The sequence below is a fragment of the Cohnella sp. WQ 127256 genome (assembly GCF_024519285.1).
Classification (GTDB): Bacteria; Bacillota; Bacilli; order Paenibacillales; family Paenibacillaceae; genus Cohnella.
The window spans coordinates 347,034-368,804 of the sequence record NZ_JAMZCY010000007.1 but is presented as its reverse complement, the minus strand read 5'-3'; the positions used below and the strand labels follow the sequence as shown (position 1 = coordinate 368,804).

Annotated in this window: 17 protein-coding genes and 1 pseudogene; 4 read left to right on the top strand and 14 right to left on the bottom strand. The window is 45.1% G+C overall.

Translation table 11 applies throughout. From position 1 onward, the window contains the following. The first annotated feature begins 100 nt into the window (after nt 1-100). Nucleotides 101-562 (top strand): ribonuclease domain-containing protein, encoded by a 462-nt coding sequence (locus tag M1K58_RS21775; protein WP_256760984.1) that lies wholly within the window; start codon nt 101-103, stop codon nt 560-562. A gap of 8 nt (nt 563-570) precedes the next feature. Further along, nucleotides 571-843, top strand: coding sequence for a barstar family protein (locus M1K58_RS21770; RefSeq protein WP_256760983.1), 273 nt, complete (start codon nt 571-573; stop codon nt 841-843). 95 nt (nt 844-938) lie between these two features. Here M1K58_RS21770 and M1K58_RS21765 read toward each other — a convergent pair whose 3' ends face one another. The 8 genes from M1K58_RS21765 to M1K58_RS21730 form a co-directional block, all read right to left on the bottom strand. Continuing rightward, complete coding sequence (locus tag M1K58_RS21765; RefSeq protein WP_256760982.1) at nt 939-1,922, bottom strand: formylglycine-generating enzyme family protein; 984 nt, start codon at nt 1,920-1,922, stop codon at nt 939-941. A 16-nt stretch (nt 1,923-1,938) separates the two neighbouring features. Further along, complete coding sequence (locus M1K58_RS21760; RefSeq protein ID WP_256760981.1) at nt 1,939-2,472, bottom strand: chromate transporter; 534 nt, start codon at nt 2,470-2,472, stop codon at nt 1,939-1,941. 15 nt (nt 2,473-2,487) lie between these two features. Next, the gene (locus M1K58_RS21755; RefSeq protein WP_372339194.1) at nt 2,488-3,075 is read right to left on the bottom strand and encodes a chromate transporter; all 588 of its coding nucleotides are present in this window, start codon (nt 3,073-3,075) and stop codon (nt 2,488-2,490) included. Nucleotides 3,076-3,210: 135 nt separating this feature from the next. Then, a complete protein-coding gene (locus M1K58_RS21750) occupies nt 3,211-4,710 on the bottom strand; it encodes a sulfatase family protein (RefSeq protein WP_256760980.1) in 1,500 nt (499 codons plus the stop codon). 27 nt (nt 4,711-4,737) lie between these two features. Next, nucleotides 4,738-6,765, bottom strand: a complete 2,028-nt coding sequence (locus tag M1K58_RS21745) for a family 10 glycosylhydrolase (RefSeq protein ID WP_256760979.1) — start codon at nt 6,763-6,765, stop codon at nt 4,738-4,740. Nucleotides 6,766-6,880: 115 nt separating this feature from the next. Next, the gene (locus M1K58_RS21740) at nt 6,881-8,332 is read right to left on the bottom strand and encodes an ABC transporter substrate-binding protein (RefSeq protein ID WP_256760978.1); all 1,452 of its coding nucleotides are present in this window, start codon (nt 8,330-8,332) and stop codon (nt 6,881-6,883) included. 31 nt (nt 8,333-8,363) lie between these two features. Beyond that, a complete protein-coding gene (locus M1K58_RS21735; RefSeq protein ID WP_256760977.1) occupies nt 8,364-9,188 on the bottom strand; it encodes a carbohydrate ABC transporter permease in 825 nt (274 codons plus the stop codon). Nucleotides 9,189-9,200: 12 nt separating this feature from the next. Further along, nucleotides 9,201-10,097 (bottom strand): carbohydrate ABC transporter permease, encoded by an 897-nt coding sequence (locus M1K58_RS21730; RefSeq protein ID WP_256760976.1) that lies wholly within the window; start codon nt 10,095-10,097, stop codon nt 9,201-9,203. A 195-nt stretch (nt 10,098-10,292) separates the two neighbouring features. On the opposite strand from M1K58_RS21730, the gene M1K58_RS21725 reads away from it, so the two are divergent. Both M1K58_RS21725 and M1K58_RS21720 read left to right on the top strand, forming a co-directional pair. Next, entirely contained in the window at nt 10,293-11,822 is a 1,530-nt protein-coding gene (locus M1K58_RS21725) for a response regulator transcription factor (RefSeq protein WP_256760975.1), read from the top strand. Next, nucleotides 11,815-13,605, top strand: coding sequence for a sensor histidine kinase (locus M1K58_RS21720; protein WP_256760974.1), 1,791 nt, complete (start codon nt 11,815-11,817; stop codon nt 13,603-13,605). Before M1K58_RS21725 ends, M1K58_RS21720 begins: the two co-directional genes overlap by 8 nt. A 49-nt stretch (nt 13,606-13,654) precedes the next feature. Here the strand turns inward: M1K58_RS21720 and M1K58_RS21715 are convergent, their stop codons facing one another. The 6 genes and pseudogenes from M1K58_RS21715 to pflB all read right to left on the bottom strand — a co-directional run bounded on the left by M1K58_RS21715 (nt 13,655) and on the right by pflB (nt 21,753). Further along, nucleotides 13,655-14,662: an asparaginase gene (locus M1K58_RS21715; RefSeq protein WP_256760973.1), complete on the bottom strand. Its 1,008-nt coding sequence runs from the start codon at nt 14,660-14,662 to the stop codon at nt 13,655-13,657. Nucleotides 14,663-14,688: 26 nt separating this feature from the next. Then, nucleotides 14,689-15,387, bottom strand: a complete 699-nt coding sequence (locus tag M1K58_RS21710; protein ID WP_256760972.1) for a copper homeostasis protein CutC — start codon at nt 15,385-15,387, stop codon at nt 14,689-14,691. 170 nt (nt 15,388-15,557) lie between these two features. Continuing rightward, on the bottom strand, nt 15,558-17,084 hold the full coding sequence (locus tag M1K58_RS21705; protein WP_256760971.1) for a prenyltransferase: 1,527 nt from the start codon (nt 17,082-17,084) through the stop codon (nt 15,558-15,560). 113 nt (nt 17,085-17,197) lie between these two features. Then, a complete protein-coding gene (locus tag M1K58_RS21700) occupies nt 17,198-18,397 on the bottom strand; it encodes an MFS transporter (protein WP_256760970.1) in 1,200 nt (399 codons plus the stop codon). Between the two features lie 341 nt (nt 18,398-18,738). After that, nucleotides 18,739-19,452, bottom strand: a pseudogene (gene pflA / locus M1K58_RS21695) (pyruvate formate-lyase-activating protein); the annotation flags it as partial. A 30-nt stretch (nt 19,453-19,482) separates the two neighbouring features. Beyond that, nucleotides 19,483-21,753 (bottom strand): formate C-acetyltransferase, encoded by a 2,271-nt coding sequence (gene pflB / locus M1K58_RS21690; RefSeq protein ID WP_256760969.1) that lies wholly within the window; start codon nt 21,751-21,753, stop codon nt 19,483-19,485. Nucleotides 21,754-21,771 lie beyond the last annotated feature (18 nt).

Here is a 21,771-nt window from a genome sequence, read left to right as displayed (position 1 = left end):
TTGCTTTTCATAATGGTTACAATTATTATCATTAACAGCACATACCGTATGAACATTGGGATGTGAACTCTTATAGAATCGAACTCAAGGATGGTTTATTATGAAGCACAAAAAGTTAAGCTTAACCCTGATTCTTCTCTTAATTCTAACGATACTCTGCGGATGCAGCACGAATGACTTCATCAATTCCAGAGCACCAGAAGAAACGCGTTCAGCAGCAATTCATGTAGAAGGTCTCTATTCAGCACCCAAAGATGTAGCTAATTACATCCACGCCTATAATGATTTGCCGGATAACTATATCACGAAGAAAGACGCTATAGCTTTAGGATGGAAAAGCGACGAAGGCAACCTCTGGGAGGTCAGTGATCAGTTAAGCATTGGAGGAGACGTCTTCGGAAATCGCGAGGGTAAGCTCCCTCGTGCCAAAGGACGAAAGTGGTATGAATGCGATGTAAATTATAAAGGCGGATTTCGGGGATCTGAGCGGGTTGTATACTCTAATGACGGTCTCATTTATTACACAAATGACCATTATGAATCTTTCACACAGCTTTATTAGGAGGAACTATGATGAAGGAAATTGTAATATCCGGAAGTCATATGACTTCAATAGAAGCTGCGCATGAATATATCGCACGTAAGCTCAATTTCCCCACTTACTATGGAGGCAATCTAGACGCGCTATGGGACGTACTCAGTACATTAAGCGAGCCTATGAAGGTGACAATGATTCATTTAGACAAGCTTCATTCGTGCTTAGGCCAATTTGGCGAGGATCTAGTCAACGTATTTATTGAAGCAGCTCTAAACAATGAGCACCTCCATTTTGAGATCAATTAGAGCTCAGGAAGAACATAAGCAAAATCCCGCTTCAATGCACTTTACCTGCATTAAGCGGGATTTTTCATTTGTATTTAGGTGTGTACTAGAAACCTTTATTCTGACCTTACGCAGCGAAAGCCAGTGTTTCCAGAGGAACTATCTGGGGTGTTCTTGTTCCTAGCCGCGACCCGGTACCGATTGCAGTAGGATTTGTGGCACAGATAAGAGCCTCCACGCATCGACTTCATATCGCTGACTCGTCGTCCCCGCGGATTATCGATGTCACCCGACAAATGATACTTCGGATCAAACCAGTCCGCGCACCATTCCCAAACGTTGCCCGCCATGTTGTACAAGCCATATCCATTAGGCTGGTAGGTTCGGACTGGAGCTGTTCCTTCGTAACCGTCACTTGCATGATTGACGGTCGGGAACTTCCCTTGCCAAATATTACATCGGTGTTCACCGTTCGGCTTGAGCTCGTCCCCCCAAGGATATCTTTTCTGAATGAGTCCACCTCGGGCAGCATATTCCCACTCTGCCTCTGTCGGCAGACGTTTGCCCGCCCAACGGCAATAAGCAATCGCATCGTTCCAGGTGACATGAACGACGGGATGGTCTCCGCGTTCCTCCACATCAGACTGAACCCCTTCGGGATGTGACCAATCTGCGCCGTCCACTGCCCACCACCATGGCGTATGCGGGACGATGCGGTATTCCTTTTCCCGAGACTGTTCAGTCACAAGAGTATGAAAAACATAAGACCAGCCGAATCGTTCGGCCTCAGTCCGATACCCTGTAGCCATTATGAACTTAGCAAACTGCTCGTTGGTCACCGCTGATTCATCCATATAGAAGGAAGGAATAGACACCTGTCTAATCGGCCCTTCTCCATCCTCGGGAAATCCCTCCCGGTCAGAGGTTCCCATCAGGAACGTACCTCCCGCCATGTAAACCATACCTTCATTGCTGTAAGCGGTAGATTCTATATGATCCGAAGCGACAGCTTCTTCGTCCTTAGACTGTAAAGTTCGTTCTGAATTGAGGGTATCCCTTCTGGCCGAGCAGCAAGAAGGCGTTTCTATCTTCGTTCGCATATCGCACCTCCTCATCTTAGAATAAGATAATGCCAGCGAAACCGGAAGCGATAATTACAACAATAGGGTGTAATTTATATTTAAGAATGGCGTAAAGACAACCAATACAAATGAGCATCGTCATAAGCGTTGTCCAAGTGAGGACCGTTTCAGAATGTGATAAAAAGCCAAAGTGTAGGGCTGCATATAGGATCAGCCCGGTAACGATCGGTCTAAGACCGTAGAAGGAAGCTTTCACCTGCTTGCTGCGGTGATATCGCATACAGAAGGCGACAATAAGAATAACCAGGATCAAAGATGGTAAGACCATACCTATGGTCGCGACTATCGCACCAGGAAATCCTGCTAGATCAAATCCGATTAATGTTGCGCTATTAGTGGCGATAGGACCCGGGGACATACCCGCTAGCGAAACGATCTGCTGAAACTCTTGGGCGTCGATCCATCCGCGATGGTTCATTTCACGTTCGATCATCGGAATGACAGCATAGCCGCCACCGAACGAAATAAACCCGATCTTCAAAAATACGAAAAACAAATTGCTCAGCATCTCTCTCCCCCCGTCCTAGATATAGTATTCCGGAAACAATAGCTGCTGCTCAGTAGATTGCGTCGTCTCTTTCACTGTTCGAACCTTCATCCGCATAAGCTCCTTCACTTTCACAATTAGGATACCGAATAGAATTCCACCGGCGATAATGAAGATCGGATGGATCGACGTGAAGAGTAATACGCCTAATGCAGCAATAGCCATTACCGTTGTCGAGATATCCAAGAGTGATGTTTTGGCCATCTTATAAGCAGCTAATAAAATCAATGCAATGATCGCACCATGAATCCCCTTTAACGCTGCAGCGATTTTGTGATTGTTCTCAAAATAGAGATAAAATACACTCAATAGATAAACGATAGCGAAAGTCGGTAGCGTTATCCCAAGCACCGCCATACAAGCACCTGCGACTCCCGCCTTGCGGTATCCGATGAACACCGCAGAATTGACGCCGACCCCACCGGGAGCAGTCCCTGCTACGGAAACCAGATCACTAATCTCCTCTTGCTTCAACCATTTCCGTTTCTGAACGACTTCCCTCTCGATGACGGGAATCATGGCATAACCTCCGCCGAAGCTCGACGGCCCAATCCTAAAAAACACCCAGAAGATTTGCGAAAGTATGGATAATTTTGCTCTAAGCTGCGGAATCACTTGATGATCACCTTCCTCTTGCTGACGCAAAGAACAACGAAGCAACCGCTGAAGCGGTCGCTCGTCGTGTTCGTCTCTGCCTTCTTAATCGAGAAGTCCCAATCTTTCAAATTGCTCTGACGGTGCCTTAAGCTTAACTAGCGTTTCCTTCAAGGCTTGTTGTAGCTTCGCAACCTGAACAGGCTCTTGTTCTACCAAATTGATATGCTCACTTGGGTCGATGCTCTTATCACTTAACCAGGTTGGTGTCGGCCATGAAGCACAATCCTTCACCGCTCTCTTTCCATCCTGATAAGGTCCCAGATCATAGTGAATAAATTTCGCTAAGCATGCTCCATGCCAATACAGCGGTTGATTATCGGCATTAGGAGATTGATGAAGCGCCCAACGACCGTCCGTAACGGTGACACTTTTCCCAAACATTCCGCTGATCGCATAGTCTCGCAAGGGAGCGTGCTCATCTTCGAGTACGGGAGTCAAATCAAGCCCATGCCGATCAGGAGGGCACGGCTTACCCGTTGCTCGTAACACAGTAGGATAAATATCAACGAGCTGAGCCAATTGATCTCTTCTTGTCCCTTGTCCCCCATGCGGGTAAGCCACGATAAAGGGAATGTGGGAAACGGCATCATATTGATGAGTCTGAAGCTTGCCTGTACGCCCAAGATCGCCATTATATGTGCCATGATCGGTCGTAAACACAAGCATCGTGTTGCTCCATAAATCAAGCTCGTCCATCTTGTCGAGCAGCTTACCGAGCCATCTGTCCACTAGCACCACGTTAGCTGCATAACAGGCTTGCACATGATTTTTCTGCTCCTCGGTCATATGCTTATGCCATTCATCGTAAGGAGCCTGTGGGATAAATCGATCGACGTCATACCCCCGCGGATCGAACATCTTGACGTATTCCTCCGGCGGATCCCACGGTTCATGTGGATCGAAGCAATCTAAGTGTAAGTAGAAGTCCTTATGCGTATGATTCGCTTCCAGCCAATCCGAGGCTTTAGTGAACATCTGAGCGCAGAAGTAATCCTCCTCGGATTTGCGAGTGAGGTGAACGTTGCGGAAATGCCTTTCCAATTTCGTGGTCCGCTCCGAGTCAGGGCAAGGGAATTCAATGGGATCCGTTCTCCAAGCATCCGCTTCGTGTCCACGGATAAACTCGAATCCCGTGTACCCCATATGATAGTTGCCCGCTCCTTGCTCCCACATATGAAAATGATCCGTGATAAAGTAACTGACAGGATTCCCATTATTCAATTGTTCGGACATGGATTGGTTGGGGGGTCCTGAAATCTGCCTCGGCAAATCCAGATCGTCTTCCTCAAGGGGTCCCCATCCGCGTTCTAAGAACTCGTAACGTCCTGTATATATATCTCTTCGTGCCGGCATGCAAGGTGTTGAACCGCAATAAGCCTGATCAAATACGATTCCCTTCTCCGCTAGACGATCCATGTTCGGAGTGGGTATAACCCAATCCTGCTGCTCTGAACTTGACACCTGATTCAGTGGACGACCATGATGATAGGGACCGCAGTGATCCCTCCTTAACGTGTCGCATACGATTACGATACTATTCATGAACAATCACCTCAGTCACATCATTTTTTACTCTTTACTTAGTTCAATAATCGTGTGAATATGCACCTTGGGCACTGTAAATCGGATACCTTTATCCGTCGATTCGATGACTAATTGCTCGTTATCCGGACGTGTAATGACCGATTGGATTTGTTTGTCGTTAATATGCACCTCGATGTTGTGCACCGGTGTAATATTCTCAATCGGATCATAGAACGAGCTGCTCTTCTCACCCGCATGAATGTTCTGGAAATTAATCAGATGCAAATATTTCTTACCATCCTTCTCCATCAGATTCGCCTCGACATGAACAGGCGCTTCAACTTCGAAATATTTATCCGTATCAAACTTATTTAAAAGATTCGTAATCATACGTCTAACCCAGAAATGGTTGTTATTCCAATAAGTACGGAATACAGGTGCAGCAACATATAGAGCAATCCCTTTACCGTGGCGATTAACACTGATTCCATGGAAATCACTCACAATACCTGCTGGTGGCATCGGATGCCTGAAGGCACGATTGACAGCTGGCACGGTTAACGGCCAATGAATGTAGCTTAACGCCTCCGCAGTTGTCGGAATCGTCTTGATGAATTCTCCTTCAACAAGCTGTGGAATTTTAGCAATACCGTTCCATAGCTCTTCATTCTCCGTGAAGTATGCGAACGGGTAGGGTGTACGCTCCAAGTAGTTCAAACCTAAAATTTCAGCAAGCTTGAAATCCTTCGCTTCTCTGGAATAAGTGGCAGCCCCCTCAGCAAGTAGCAACCCACCTTCACGAACAAATATGTCCAAGCGATCTATCGATTGTGCCGATAACTTCACGTTCTCCGGAAGGACGACCACCTTATAGCCTGTAAGGTCTGGAAACTCATCGTTATAATAAATATCAAATTGATGATGCCCTTCGATCAGCATTTTGGCAGCGCCGAATGTTGCCGAGTCATCCTTGTCATGGTACCAGTTGCTTGAATTATCCGCGATTAGCGCGGTATGACGAACACTCTTGGCTCCAATACAAAAGGCTTCCCGCTCTTCTACGAAGGAAAATGCTTCGCCAATAATATCGTAGACACCGCTTTGCAATGACCCATCTGGCATGACCTGATCCCCGATATTAATAATTCCACCGTTAGCCATAATGCATGAGAATTCAAACTTAAGCTGTTCGGACGTCTTACAAGACATTAATCCCCAACCTTCAGTAAAGCGAACCGTCATAATCTGTACAGGAACATCTAACGTACGGATGTGGCGAGCACGAATCGAATGTCCTAAGAATGAGCCTGTAGCAGAAGGCTGCGATTCCCATAGTCCATAATCGCTTGTCGCATTTACAGATGCCGGCTCTCCCATCCGCCAAGCTCCGTTACAATTGACGAGCACTTCCGGACGGATCTTCTTAATAACGTCATAGATTTCCTTCATGCAGCGAGCAGCGGAATCAATTCCAAACCCGATAACAAGCTCACGGTTCGTCTCAAGCAGCTCTGGAGTCAGAGCTTGTCCGTACTCCTCTTGGAACTTCTTCTTACAATAAGAACAGAAGCAATAGTGATTATGAATATACGGAATATCAAATAGATACCCATCCATCTCGTACTTCTCCGTAATTTCCTTCACTTGCGGAATGACTAGCTCTTCACGGTAAGGACTATTAATACACGGCAACTCCCATACTGTGCCTTCGCTTCCGCGAACTTGTCCCTTCTCATCCACTTGGTACCAATCCGGGTTATGGAGTACCGCATGCGCATCGGTTCCAAGCGAGTAATATGCGATCACCTTGATATCATGCTTCTTCGCTTCTGTTAGCACTTCCCCGAAGAAGTCTTCCTTCAATCCACTATGCTTGTGACCTACCGTATTATCGTAAAACGCGTTACCAAAGTGACATTTGGTGAAAACCCCTATGACGTTGACTTTCGCTCTAACAAATTCCGATACAAACTCTTGTGCGTTAAAGTTAGTAATCGACTCGCGCGGAAATTCCGGCATATGAAAATCTATGTGAACCTGTCTGATGTTCTCACGTATCCAGTTATTAGACATTGTTTGGTAAGCTCCTTATCGTTCATTTACCCATAGGGTAAGGAGGAACAACCCAATAGGGTGCTCCTCCGAATAGAATTGTATCTGTCATCTAAAATTGCAGATTACTGTGAACTTATTTAATTCCGTAGCCATTCTCTTTTGACCAGTTATTCGTTTTTAATACAGTCGTCATATCTGCTTTGAGCGTCTTTTGCAATTCTGACTTATACTTCTCTTCTGAGATTGAACCTTCCAAGTAAAGCTGACCGATTTTCACCAAATCTTCATTTAGCTTCTTATCGATATGAGCTGCATAGAAGTTAACTAGAATACGTTCGCCGACGAATTGGAAGCCATTCAAGTTTACAGGCAATTCGACATTGGCAAGGGTAGTCGTTACATACATTTTGTTACCCATAAGCGTTGCAATTTCAGGTGAAGATAAATACTTCAAGAAATCTACAGCCGTAGTTAGCTTGTCCCCTGTTACTTTCTTCGGTATTGCGAATACAAGATCCGGGTAGCCGCCAAGCTCAAAGTTTTTCTCAGCTGCATTCGGGTTTTCTTGTTTAGTCAAGTAAGGTAAAGCAAACGTACCAAATTCAAATTTACGTGCATTTGAATCTTGAACTGTTTTTAATTCAAAGTTACCAGCAAGCATCATGGCAGCATCACCACGTAGGAACATTTCCTTCGCTGCATCACCGCTCATTGCGTTATAGCCTTTAGCCCAGTACTGGGACCACTCTTTGATCAACGGCATGAATCCAGTCCAATCCGGCGACTCAAGATTAATTACGCCTTCATCAACCGCTGCTGCAATTTCATTAAGCTCAAGCTGATTATTTGCATTAAAGTCATAGCTTCTTACTTTTTGTGCAGCGATTTGGTTCGTCATCATGTTCGTCGTCCAGAGGAAATGGTTATCACCTGGCTTGGAGTTTGCGAAGGCAAATGGCGTAACACCGGATGCTTTCAGCTTGGATTGCACATCAATAAATTCAGTCCAAGTTTTCGGAATTTGAAGATTGTTTTTCTCGAATAGATCCTGATTGTAAAACACGCGAATGGACAAGGTTTGTAGTGTAATCCCTGCAATATTTCCGGAAGTTGGATTTTTCATTTCATTTAATATGGATGGCGTGAATGTATCTTTCCATATTTTGTCCCCTGCATACGGATTTGGCTTGTCGTATTCAGGTGTTAAATCCGCAAGTAAATCTTTGTTGAAGTCTTCATGAGTCCACGTATAACGACTTGGAATAATATCAGGGGATGTACCTCCGATTAGACCTGTAGTCAACCACGTTCTGAAGGAATCACCGTCATTAGGCGCATAATCAAGCTTGATAGAAACGTTCTCATGCTTGCTTGTGTAGCCAGTAATGATTTCCTGCCAAACTTGCTTCGTCTCTTCATCCTTAGGCGTCTCTACAGCAAACGTTAAATTAACAGACTTGGCTGCAGTTCCTGCTGATGATGCTGGATCTTTGTTTGCGCCTGAATTGTTTCCAGAAGCGCACCCGCTCACTACTGTAGCCAATATAAGGGCCATAGATAGTAAGACGCTTTTTCTCTTAAACATGCGAACCACCTCTTTTTCATTTGATTCTATCCTAACCCTTTACAGCACCAGAAGTAACTCCAGCGATGAAAGGTTTGGTAGCGACCATAAATAGCAGCAATAGCGGGAGTGAAGAAATGATATACCCTGCTAGCTTAACCCCAGTACCTTGATCCATATTACCTGTAATCGTACTTAGTGCAAGAATAACCGGCTTAACGGAATCCCCATTCGTTGCAACCAAGGGCCATATATAGTTGTTCCAGCCCGCCAAAAAGTTAATAATGGCTACCGTTGAAACGATCGGTAAGGAGAGTGGAATGACGATCTTGAAGAAAATTTGCCTCTCGCCGGCACCTTCCATATCCGCAGCTTCAATTAAGCTTTTCGGAATTCCCTCGAAGAAGGTTTTCATGAGGAAGGTAGCCATAGCAGCGCCAAACGCCATCGGCGGAAAAATTTGTCCTTGGTAAGTATTTAGCATATCCAGCTTCTGTACCAACAAAAACTGAGGAATAAGAATGAGGTATCCAGGTATCATCATTAAAGAAAGGATGAGCAAGAACAATATCTGTTTACCGGGATAATTGAATCGAACAAATGAATATGCCGCAAGTGATGAAATCAATACGACACCAATAACGATACAAGACGAGATCAACAGGGTATTCCCGATGAAGGGCCAGATTTGATTAAATGCAGTCGTATAGTTGTCTATACGTAACGGAAAGGAGATTCCCCAGAAGTTATGAATCGATTGTTCTGTATACTTCAGTGAGCTTACAATGAGCATATAGAAAGGGAAGAGTGTCAGTATCAGCAATAGGAATAGGGAGCCGTAGTGCGGAACCCCCATTAGATTTTTTTTCAACCTCATGTTGTTCCCTCCCTAGTCAATTTTCTCAGTGTTTTTGATAAATTTATTATTGATTAATGTTAATAGCAGAAGGATGATAAACAATACTAGTCCAATTGCCGAGGAATATCCCATTTCGTTATAGGAGAATCCTGTTGTATAGAGATATAGTGCCGGTGTGATGGTCGTATCTCCAGGCCCACCATTCGTTAAGACGAGAACATTCTCAAAGCTTTGAATTTGTCCGATGATGGTCAAGACCATAATCAGCTTGACTTGACTGCGAACAAGCGGAAGCTCCAACCGAATAAATCTTTGCCAAGCATTCATGCCATCCAGCTTCGACACTTCAAACAGTTCACTTGAAATCGACATGAGGCCTGCCAAGTAAAGCAGAAAGTTGATACCGCCGATCCACGGGAAATTCACAAAAATAATCGCCCAGATTGCTGTTTTACTTTCACCAAGCCACGCATGTGTCCAAGATTCTAACCCTACTAGCTCAAGAAACTGGTTGAGCACTCCGTACTCCCCTGCATATATCCATTGCCAAGTTAGAAAAATAACGATGCTTGGAATGACAAGCGGGATAACAAACCAAACCTTTAGAGCATTTTGTAGCTTTTTGCTCGTTACGTGAAATACGAGAACTGCAGCAATCAAAGGTACAGTTAGTTGAATGACGATTCCGCTTATCGTAAAAACACCGATATTTTTCATTGCTGCGTAGAACGTATCGTCATGGAATAGACGGACAAAGTTGTCGAAGCCGATAAACTCTTTCACGTTAGCCCCATTCCAATTGTAGAACGACATCTTTACTGCATCGAAAAAGGGAATATACTTGAACGTACCAAGGACTAGAAATATAGGGATAAGAAATGCGTACCCTTTCCAGTGTTTGCGGAGAAATCCTGCTGGATTAATCATGTGATGTTTCCTCCCATCGTTACATTAAATTTTACGTGAAAACGCTTTTTCAGTATAGGCGACATTCGTTGATTATGATGGGGGGCATTTTTTTGTGATCCTACTTATTGGCATCCCTCCTATACAAAGGGTTATGATATAGTAAATCTTTAACACCATAGATGCGATTCAACTTAGACAAAGGGATGAGACTCGATGAACGTATTAGTAGTGGACGACCAACGATTGTCACGTGCTGGTATCATCAAGATGATCGATTGGGATAGGCTAGGGCTGCGATTAGTAGGTGAATGTACGAATGGGTATGAGGCACTTCATGCATTAGGTGATCTTGACGTAGATGTTGTGATAACCGATGTAAGAATGCCCGTACTTGGTGGACTTGATCTGATTGAGCAAGCTAAAGAATTATATCCCCACATGGCATTCTTAGTTATAAGCGGTTTCTCCGATTTTGCTTATGTCCGTAAATCCATCCATCTCTCCGTATCCGACTATATGTTAAAGCCCGTTGATCAAATAGAGCTCAACGATATATTAGAACGACTTATTATTAAAACACAGGACGGCCGCAAAAAAGCAGCCGCACAGCTACAGAAAACAAGAGAGCATTTTCTCTACCTCATGCTTGAAGGCGCTTACGATGAGAATGAACAGTTACTTACAGATTGGGACGATATACGATTTTCTGAAGATGAGGATCACTTCGTTGTAGCGATGTTTGACAGCGAGGGGGACAAAAACGATATTTATGAGCATTTTCAGCAGTTTAAAAACCTTTGTGGAAGCTTTCTAATCAGTATGCGAGGCAATTATTACGCTTTTATCGCTGCGGGTTCAGCGAGAATTATAGAAGGTGTTATTCCTGAGCTTCGTACGGTTCTAGGAAATCGTGGGTTTTTTCAGCTTGCTGGTATAGGGAATTTAGTAAATGGAATTCAGCGCTTGAAGGAATCCGCAGCTAAAGCCTATGATGCTTATAAGCTTCAAGCTAGCTTACCTTTGAAATCGGATAACGAGCTATTCAATCCAAGTCCATTAGCATCCGAGCAAGTATCCTCCTTCTCACTGAATTCCGCTTGGGAAAGAGAATGGTTTATTCTTATTAAGCAAGGCAATCACGGGGCATTATTAAATAAGCTTGAAGAGCTTCATAATGATCGAACGGATTCGATGATAAACAATGACTTGATAGAAAGCGTATATCCCTATGTACTGCTGCGGGGGGCTCGGACTCTCTTCGAAGCTGGAAATATTATCGAGCAGACGTACCTTGAGGCTTTTCAAATTGCGAAGAAACTCCCCTATATCGTCGAATTAGTTGCTAAGCGTAGTGTAGTTGCGGATTACTTTAGCCGTATTAGAGACGCAGATCCTCAGATCCCTATTCAGAATGCAAAAGATGCCGTAGAGAAAACGAAATTGTTTGTGGATGCTAATTTCCATCAAACGATCAACTTGACTGATCTCGCTCGCACTTATTACATGAGTCCTGGCTATTTCAGCTCCTTATTCCGGCAGTATACAGGATCTAATTTTTTGGAATACTTGACCAAACTACGGATGGAGCATGCCAAATCTCTGATCGCAAACAATCCAAATGGCAAGATTAGCGATATTGCCATACAGTGCGGCTATCAGGACTTGAAACATTTCCGTATGCTATTCAAGAGATATACTGGCGTAACCCCGCTCCAATTCAAGGAGGATGCGAAACTTGATTAAGAGTAGGCTAGCCAGCTTGAATAGCAGCTTGCAGAAGAAGCTGTTATTGTCTTACTCCATCGTTATTCTCATTCCTTTGCTCATCCTCGGCAGCATACTTTACTTTTCGACCATTAGCATTACGCAAAAACAAACGCAGGATAATCGGCTGTTAGAGTTGAAGGTGCTGTCGCAGAATCTGCAGGAATACTTTAATTCGCTTGAATTATATAGCCGTGCCATCTATACCGGAGAAATCCAACAGCTCTTGAACAAGGGCATACCTACCGATATCATCGAACAAACCCGATGGAAGACGAGCCTATTCCAACAATTTGCGGAATGGTATGGATACATGGGGATCAATGGGGAAATTCATAATGTAACGATCGTAACTCCTGATGGAGCCATGATCCAACGGGATCCGCTCTATATCGGTGAATCCTTCGCCAATCAAGCTTGGTATACTGAGACGTTAGCCCTTCAGGGGGAAGTTCGAGTGGCTGGTCCTTTTAAGCGCTCCTACTTCATTCCCTCTTCTACCGCTTCTCCGTACACGTTCTCTCTCGTAAGGAAAATCAATAATTCCATAGGTAGCGCTAATCTTGGCGGTATTGTCATTGATATTAGCGTTATGGATATATTCAGGATTCTAAGTGGTCTTAAGCTAACCGATGTCATCATACTCAATGCAGATAATCAGATCGTCTATAGTAGTGCCATCGAACGAATCGGGCAACAATGGGCAGATGGGGAAAAAATTAGCGGGGATACCTCAGGATGGATGGATATCGATGGCAAGCGAATGTTCGTTAGCTCCACCTATTCGGATGCAACGGGGTGGCGCTTTGTTACGCTCGATCCTCTGAGTAGTATTCAAGGCAACTCCAACAAATATCGTGATATTACGATCGGCATCGGATTCCTGGCCCTCATCATTGCGCTGATCATCTCTAATTTCGTTTCAAGACGCATAACCAAACCTCTGCGAACCCTACAGCAAGAAATGAAAAAGGTTCAATCTGGAGATTTCAACATTCAACTGGATGTGCAAAGCACGGACGAGGTCGGCCAATTGACACGCAGCTTCAATCGTATGACCGAAGAAATTCATACGCTCGTTAATCATGTTTATAAATCGGAGCTTTCGCGAAAGGAAGCACAGCTTAAGGCGCTCCATTCGCAAATCAACCCTCATTTTCTATACAACACGTTAGATTCCATGAATGCGATTGCCGTCATAGAAGAAGTCCCTCTTCTGTCCCGTATGGCCAAAATGCTGTCGGAAATGTTCCGCTATAGCATCTCGTCTGGCGAGCAAATCGTGTACTTGCAGGAGGAACTAAGGCAGGTAGTTCGATATGTTGAAATCCAACAAATCCGTTACGATGATAAATTCAGCTTAATCGTATCCATACCTGAACCTCTACTCCGCTACCAGATTCCGAAGCTGACGTTGCAGCCGATCATCGAGAACGCGATTTACCACGGACTCGAGATGATTCCCGGTGAAGGTCGGATCGAAATTTCGGGCTATGAGACGGACGAATATACGATCATCGAAGTAACCGACAATGGTCAAGGGATTCCCCTTTCTGATCTCGCGAGCATTCAGCAGCACTTACAGATCGAAGAAACAAATTCGGTCATGGACCATATCGGGCTTGTCAATGTCCAGGAGAGAATCAAACTGCATTACGGCTCCCATTGTGGTATTACACTAAGTAGCGAGCTTGGCAAAGGAACTAAAGTAACTTACCGGCTCCCAAAACTTGAAAAAGAAGACACACCCTCAGACGAGTAGCTAAGGCTACTTGTCGCAGGCGTGTCTTCTTTATTCATATTATGCCGTATTAACCGATTGTCTCCAGCTGGAAGACTGCTTTGTTCGTCCCTACGATCGTGCCATTACCATTTGTGAACTGTCTAGGACATAACTCGTACATACTGTCGATCGTCTCCTGACGATCATACCCGATTTGCTCCAGTATAGAAGCCACGATCAACGGCCACTTCTCTTCTGAACCATCCATAACTTTAAGCGCGAATGCTAACTTTTCCTTCCGAAGTCCAAAGCAATACACGCCCTTAGCTCCGCCTTTGGCAACGATATTGGAATCCTTGAGAATCGTCGAGCAGATCAGTCCCGTTCCGGACACCATCTCGGGATTTGCATTCATCAGTTTGCCGATTTGTTCGACGGCTACACGGGTTGCATCATCCTCGATTAATTCCGGACAAGCAAACTTTAGATAAGCTTTAGCCATATGATGCAATGGCAAACCGAATACAGGAAATCCACATCCATCTATTGCGACCACGATTTTATCAGCAGGATACTCGGCCAACATCGCCAGAGTTGCCAGAATCTCTTGTTGGACCGGATGATTAGGCTCTGCATAATCCGCTGTGCTATAGCCCTTACTCTTACAGTATGCCAATATCCCAAGGTGTTTACCTGAGCAATTATGATAAAGATGGCGTTCCGGCTTTCCTTGCGCAACTAACTCATGCCTCGCATTTGCGTTGAGCGGATACGTTGAATGGCATACCAATTCGTCCTCATTAATCCCGATCTTACCTAACATGGATTCTAGCGCTTGAACCTGATACGCCTCGGCGCGATGGGACGCAGTCATAATTGTAAGCTCTTTGTCATTGAACGGATAACGCTCTCCGATCGAGTGTCGGAATGCTGGTATCGCTTGGATCGGCTTCGCCGCTGACCGCATGAACGTCACGTGCTGGGGATTACCGAATTGATACACTACGTCCCCTGAGTACGAAATCCCGCAAATATGCCCTTCGTATTCGCATTCGACCAGTTCGCCCCTGGATTCTTGCACTAATAGCTTATTCATCTAAATCACTCCATCTATGTTCACATTTATTTGTATTGGTTAACAATCGCAGCTGCCATTTGTAGCTTTTTCTGATCTAGCGGTTCAAGCGCTCGACCATTTACTCTTACTCCGGTGCCCATATGAACCTCTTTAGCTCCCGTAAGCCTTATGAAGTCGTCCAAGGCTTCCACGTTAAGCCCACTCCCAGCAAGGATATCGATAGGATGCCCTTCCCCTGCGCAAAGCTTGATTAACTCAACGATCTCAGGCTTAGCGTCCAATACGCTGGGTTTACCTCCTGAGGTTAGAATTCTACGGATAGAGGGGTAACGAGCGAGCACCTGTAGCCCTGCATGTTGATCTTCTAGTTCATCGAATGCCCGATGAAAGGTTACGGCCAACTCTCCGGTTTCGTTGAGCAGAAGCTCTAGAGCAGTCGTATCAATCTGATTATTCTGCTTCAGCATCCCCATAACAATTCCAGCCGCTCCGAGCTCCCGGATCGTCTTAACATCACTTAACATTACAGCTACATCGTCCGAGTCGTAATGAAAGCTGTTCGCATGAGGACGTAGCATCACGTTCACTGGGATATCCACGGCTTTCACTACCTGCTCTATCAACCCGTAACTAGGGGTTACTCCACCCTCGACAATGCCAGAAATGAGTTCAATCCGATGTGCACCATGCTCCTGAGCTAGTTTGGCATCCAGTACACTTGTTGCGATTACTTCTAGGATCATTTTGGAAGCCTCCCTTTTAATCAAATCTCGGAATTTAAGATAACAGAAATCGAATCCATAGTCCAATATCGAAGACGGTTATTTCTTACCTATTTTTTGTGCCATATACGGATAAGAGCAGCGACCCATGATATCCTGGGCGCTGCTCTTATCCTATCATAGATGGATGTTTACTTACGAAATGCTATCTTAAAATCGTTCATAACCTTACGCTGCCGCTCAATATAATTCCATACCCAGAATACTAATCCTAAGGATGCAGCTAAGAAAATAATCGGTACGATAATTTTCAGCGAACCAAGTAGGAAAGCGAAAACAAGCAGCAATCCATTAAATAAGTGGTTGATGGCCGTATGAGCATTACTTGGAATAAGATCCGTAGCGTTCTTGTCGTAGTTCCGTTGAGCATAGCGAATAGCTTGCCAAGCAAACGGGATAGACAGGAAAGCAAAGTAAAGTGTGTATGGACCATAGTCAAACAATGGAAGTAGAGCAATAATAGCATAACCAACAACAAAGCTAATGATCAGTACGTTTTTCGCTTGCTTCTTGCCTAGACGTACAACCAGTGTTTTTTTGTCAGTCTTTGCATCCGACTCCGCATCTGGGAACTGATTAATTAGAAGCACATTGCTGATGAACAGGGCGACTGGAAGTGATATCAGCAACGCTTGGAGAGAATAGTGTCCGGTTTGCACATAATAAGCTCCGAGAGTCATGAAGACACCATAAGTGGTCGCGATAAGAAATTCTGCTGCGCCAGGTGCCATATTAATAAACGAGAATTTTCCCTTTGCGTTCGTATAGAATAAACCAGCAATGATTCCATAGAGAATAAGCGGGATTAAGCCGAGTCCGCTAACGGCAACTAAATAGATTCCAATTAGTACAGCACCTAACGATAAGGCTAACCCAAAGAAACACATATCTGCGCGGGAGATCAATCCGAGTTGAATCATCCTCGAACCACCAGTGAAAGGACGCATTCCTGTCCGATTCTCACCGTCGCGATCCGCATCCTTCCAATCGTTGATCATATTCGTGCCTGCTTGAATCATGATCGCACCAAACAGAGTGAGGATAAAATGTAATACATTAAACTGATCTGAAGCCGATAAGGCCAACGCCCCACCTAGTAAAATCGGTACTAGTGCAGCAGTCAACGACAAAGGACGAACGGCTTCCTTCCATGCTCGCGCCTTCGCTCTAACATCGTCCCATACACTCACCGACTCCCGGTTATTTTCAAAATCAAACACCGTTGGAGGTTCACCTTGTAAAATTTCTGGCACATAACGAAACTTAACCGTATACGGTTTAACCCGTATAAACTCCAATCGGTCGAGAGCACCGATCTGGTGAAATTGTCCGACGATCGGTGATCGAGATACAAGCAAATCAATCGCCTTATTCCGATCCCTTTCATCCTTCAACACTTCAGCCCGGCCGATGATCTCGCACTCTTCCATCTCCATGAAAGTTGCTCCCTGGTGTATCAACATCGCAGTTTCCGGGATATTAATCCATTGAATGACCTTAGGGTCACCTTTGGTGCTCGTTAAATAAAAATTAAAATCCTCATCCGCCGCAAAATGCATCATTCTCTGACGAGGGGATCCCATGTTGGAGGTGCCTACTGCCGCAACCTCTGCACGTTCAAGATAGTCAAGCACATCCTGTTTACTGCGCTGAGCCATCGTGTATTTCCTCCTTTTCATTCAAAGCTGTATCCTCTTATTATATCATCACACAATAATGAAGTAAGTAACGGGAAAAGAAGGCAATCTTGTCAAAACTGTCCCCATGACGATTAGGCTTTCAGTGTGTGTCTATCCCAACGATAGACACAATAAGCGAGTATTAATCCAATGAGAGATAGAAGTGATCCCACCCATGGCAAAAAACTTAATCCCGCATGCGTAATCACATAGCCACCAAGAAATGCTCCGCCTGCATTCCCAATATTTAAGGCTGAATGATTGGAGGTAGAAGCTAATGCAGGTGCATCTTTAGCTAGAGACATGATTCGAACCTGCAATCCTGGGAGAACCACAAATGCAGCAATTCCCCATATGAAAATCGTGATGACAGCGGCAACTGGAATCTCATCGACGATAGCGAAGAGAGCCAGGATCAAAGAAAGTACTCCGAATCCTCCAATCAAGGTAGGCATGAGCTTCCAATCCGCAAGCTTGCCTCCAATGATGTTACCGAACGTGACCCCAAAGCCGAACAATACCAATATCCAAGTCACGCTATGTTCGGCGAAGCCTGTCACTTCCATAAGCAAGGGAGCAATATATGTGAAGACAGTAAACAAGCTGGAGCATCCAATCGCCCCAGTAAGTAACATTAATAGCAGCTTAGGTTGAGCAAGCGCGCGAACTTGCCGGATGATGCTTGAGGACTGCTCTTGGCGAATCTTTGGAATAAGCGCAATGATACCCACTAATGTTATAACTCCCATAATGACGACCGCGCCGAAAGAGGCTCGCCAGCCCAGATGCTGACCGATGAAGGTGCCCAGAGGAACACCCACAATGTTCGCAACAGTCAATCCCGCCATCATCATGGATACCGCAGCCGCACGTCTATTTGGGCTAACCAAATTAGCTGCGAGTACTGATCCAACACCAAAAAATGTACCATGGGCTAATGAAGTGAAGATTCTAGAAGCCATAAGAATGTCGTAGTTAGGAGCAATAGCCGCGACTCCGTTCCCAATGATGAAGAGCACCATCAACAGGCAGAGGAGCTGTTTCTGTGGTAACCTATGCGTCGCGATCGCCAATATTGGTGCGCCTATTGCCACACCAAGCGCATAACTAGTAATAAGCTGACCCGCCTGCGAAATACTTACATTTAGGTCATCTGCCACATTCGGCAAAATTCCCATAATCACAAACTCGGTCATTCCGATGGCAAATGCACCGGCAGTTAAAGAGAAGAGCGCCAAGGGGAGGCGTGCTTTCCCTTGCGCCGCATTATTCTTATGTGCTAATTGATTCATTTCAATGTGTCCTTCCTTCTGACTGACAAGTTGTTAATCCCTTGACATGCCATTAATCGCTATTAGAAACGCTTAATAATAAAACAACTTTTGCAGCAAAGTAAAGATATAAAATAAAAAATCCCCTTCAAGTTGACTTAGTGTCGATTCACAACACGGTCATCTTAAAGGGGATTTGATCTATTGTTTTATAATTATTTACTTGATATCTTAACAGCTATTGTATGTTCATTGACTTTGCAATCCTCACAAATCCAATGCTTCACGGTATTGGCCTGTCCGCTTGCCTGTCCACAATCCCTACATGTAATGATGTTCTCACGCTCCCGCTCAACAGCTGCTCGACCTTCTTCAATAAACCGATATGCACGCTTCATTTCCTGCTCAGTAGGAGTTGGTACTCCATCCAAAGGATACTCTCTACCCAACTGCTGCCATTTGAAGACACCCATCCGGTGATACGCAAGCAACTCCAGCTTCTCTACTCCCTGCAGCCCTCCGACAAATGCGCCAAGCGCACGAAGGTCATTGCTATCATCCGTAACTCCTGGAATGACCACATGCCTAATCCACATCGGTTTGTTCCACTCAGATAATGAGGCTGCGAACTTAAGAATACGATCATTTCCACGACTAGTGAGCATTTCATGCTTCTCTGGATTCATCTGCTTAAGGTCTAGAAGCACTAAGTCAGTAACCTCCATCAAGGCTTTGACGTGATCAGGTTCACAGAAGCCAGAGGAATCTAAAGTGGTGTGAAGTCCCCATCTGCGCTTACATTCACTGAAGAGCTGAGTAACGAATCCCGCTTGTAGTGTCGGCTCTCCACCCGTTACAGTAATCCCGCCACCTGAACGGCGATAATAAGGCAAATACTTTTCAATTTCACTTAAGATGTCTTCTACGGTTACAACCTTACCCGTTCCTGTATCCCAAGTGTCAGGATTATGGCAAAATTGGCATTGAAGTGCGCATCCCTGCATGAAAAGCACGAAGCGTATTCCCGGACCATCAACGGTTCCGAAAGTATCTATGGAGTGAATTCTCCCTTTCATGCATAACGCCTCCTCTAAGACGGTCAGAAGTTAGACAGCGCCATGGAATGTACGATTAATGACATCTAATTGCTGCTCACGTGTTAACTTAGTGAAGTTAACCGCATAGCCGGATACTCGAATCGTAAGCTGCGGGTATTTCTCCGGGTGCTCCATGGCATCCATGAGATGCTCTCTATCAAATACGTTTACATTAAGATGATGTCCAGTGCTTTCAGCATATCCGTCGAGCATGGATACCATGTTGCGAATCCGCACACCTTGCTCCTTGCCTAAGGCTTTAGGAATAATGGAGAACGTGTTCGATATGCCATCCAGACAGTAAGAATAAGGAAGCTTCGCTACAGAAGCTAATGAAGCAAGAGCTCCCATTCGATCCCGTCCATGCATCGGATTGGCCCCTGGTGCGAAAGGCTCTCCCGCTTTTCTTCCGTCAGGAGTGCTACCCGTCTTCTTCCCGTATACAACGTTGGAAGTAATCGTCAGCACAGACATCGTCGGCAATGCATTACGATAGGTCTTGTGCTTACGTAATTTGTTCATGAACGCTTCCGTAATCTGTACCGCAATTTGATCAACGCGATCATCATTGTTACCATATTGCGGGTATTCGCCTTCGATTACGAAATCGACCACAATCCCCTTTTCATTCCGGATCGGTTTGACACTCGCATATTTAATGGCGCTTAAGCTATCTGCTACGACGGACAAACCAGCGATCCCACAAGCCATGGTGCGGAGAATTTCCCGATCATGCAGAGCCATCTCCAACCGTTCGTAAGCATATTTGTCATGCATATAATGGATGACGTTTAAGGTATTCATATAGAGCGTTGCCAGCCATTCCAGCATCACATCGAACTTCTTGGCGACTTCTTCGTACTCTAGCTTATCCCCCGTAATTGGAGCATACGCTGGACCAACCTGTACACCAAGCTTCTCATCCACACCACCATTAATTGCATAGAGTAGAGCTTTACCGAGATTAGCACGAGCCCCGAAAAATTGCATTTGCTTCCCGATTCTCATCGCAGATACACAGCAGGCAATTCCATAGTCATCGCCAAATTGCGGACGCATGATGTCGTCATTCTCGTACTGGATAGAGCTGGTCTCAATGGACACCTTGGCACAATATTCCTTGAAAGCTTCCGGTAGATTAACGGACCACAATACTGTTAAATTCGGTTCAGGTGCCGGCCCTAAGTTGTACAGGGTATGAAGAATACGGAAGGAGCTCCGTGTCACGCGGGTTTCTCCTGCAAGTGACATGCCCCCGATGGACTCGGTAACCCAAGTTGGGTCACCGCTGAACAACTCGTTGTAATCAGGTGTACGAAGGAACTTCACGATCCTCAGCTTCATGACGAAATGATCCATGAGCTCTTGGGCTTGCTCCTCCGATAGCTTACCTTCCAGAAGATCTCTCTCGATGTAAACATCAAGGAAGCTGGAAATCCGGCCAATACTCATTGCAGCACCATTCTGCTCTTTAATCGCACCTAGGTAAGCAAAATATAGCCATTGGAATGCTTCTCTCGCATTGTTCGCAGGATTGGACAAATCATATCCGTAGGCTGCTCCCATTTGCTTCAATTCCTGTAGGGCCCTAATTTGTTCCGAAATCTCCTCACGTAGGCGGATGACATCCTCCGTCATCGGATCGACTTCAAGCTGAATTAGATCTTCTTTCTTACCAGCAACTAGACGATCGATCCCGTAGAGCGCAACCCGACGGTAATCTCCGATGATCCGTCCGCGACCATAGGCATCGGGTAAGCCCGTAATAATACCAGCTCTCCGTGCTGCACGCATCTCTGTTGTATAGGCATCGAACACACCTTGATTGTGGGTTTTACGGACATCTGTGAACAGCTTTACGATTTCCTGAGGAAGCTGAAATCCATAAGCTTCGCAAGCATCCACAACCATCTTGATCCCACCAAATGGCTGAACGGATCTCTTCAATGGTGCGTCGGTTTGGAGACCAACGACCTGCTCCTTAGCTTTGTCGATATACCCTGGTGCATGGGAGGTGATCGAAGATATCGTGTTGACATCGATATCTAGAACACCTCCATTATCCATTTCCTTCTTCGTCAACTGCTGGATTTGCTCCCACAGAGCAGTCGTTGCCTCTGTAGGACCTGCGAGAAAGTTCTCATCCCCCAAATAGGAGGTTATATTGCGGTCGAGGAAATCCTTCACATCGATATCTTTTTTCCATACTCCAGAGGAGAAGCCTCTCCAGGCGTTACGATTAGAATTTTGCGCCATTACTTCATTCTCTTTCAATGCCATGATTCAGGCACCTCCACA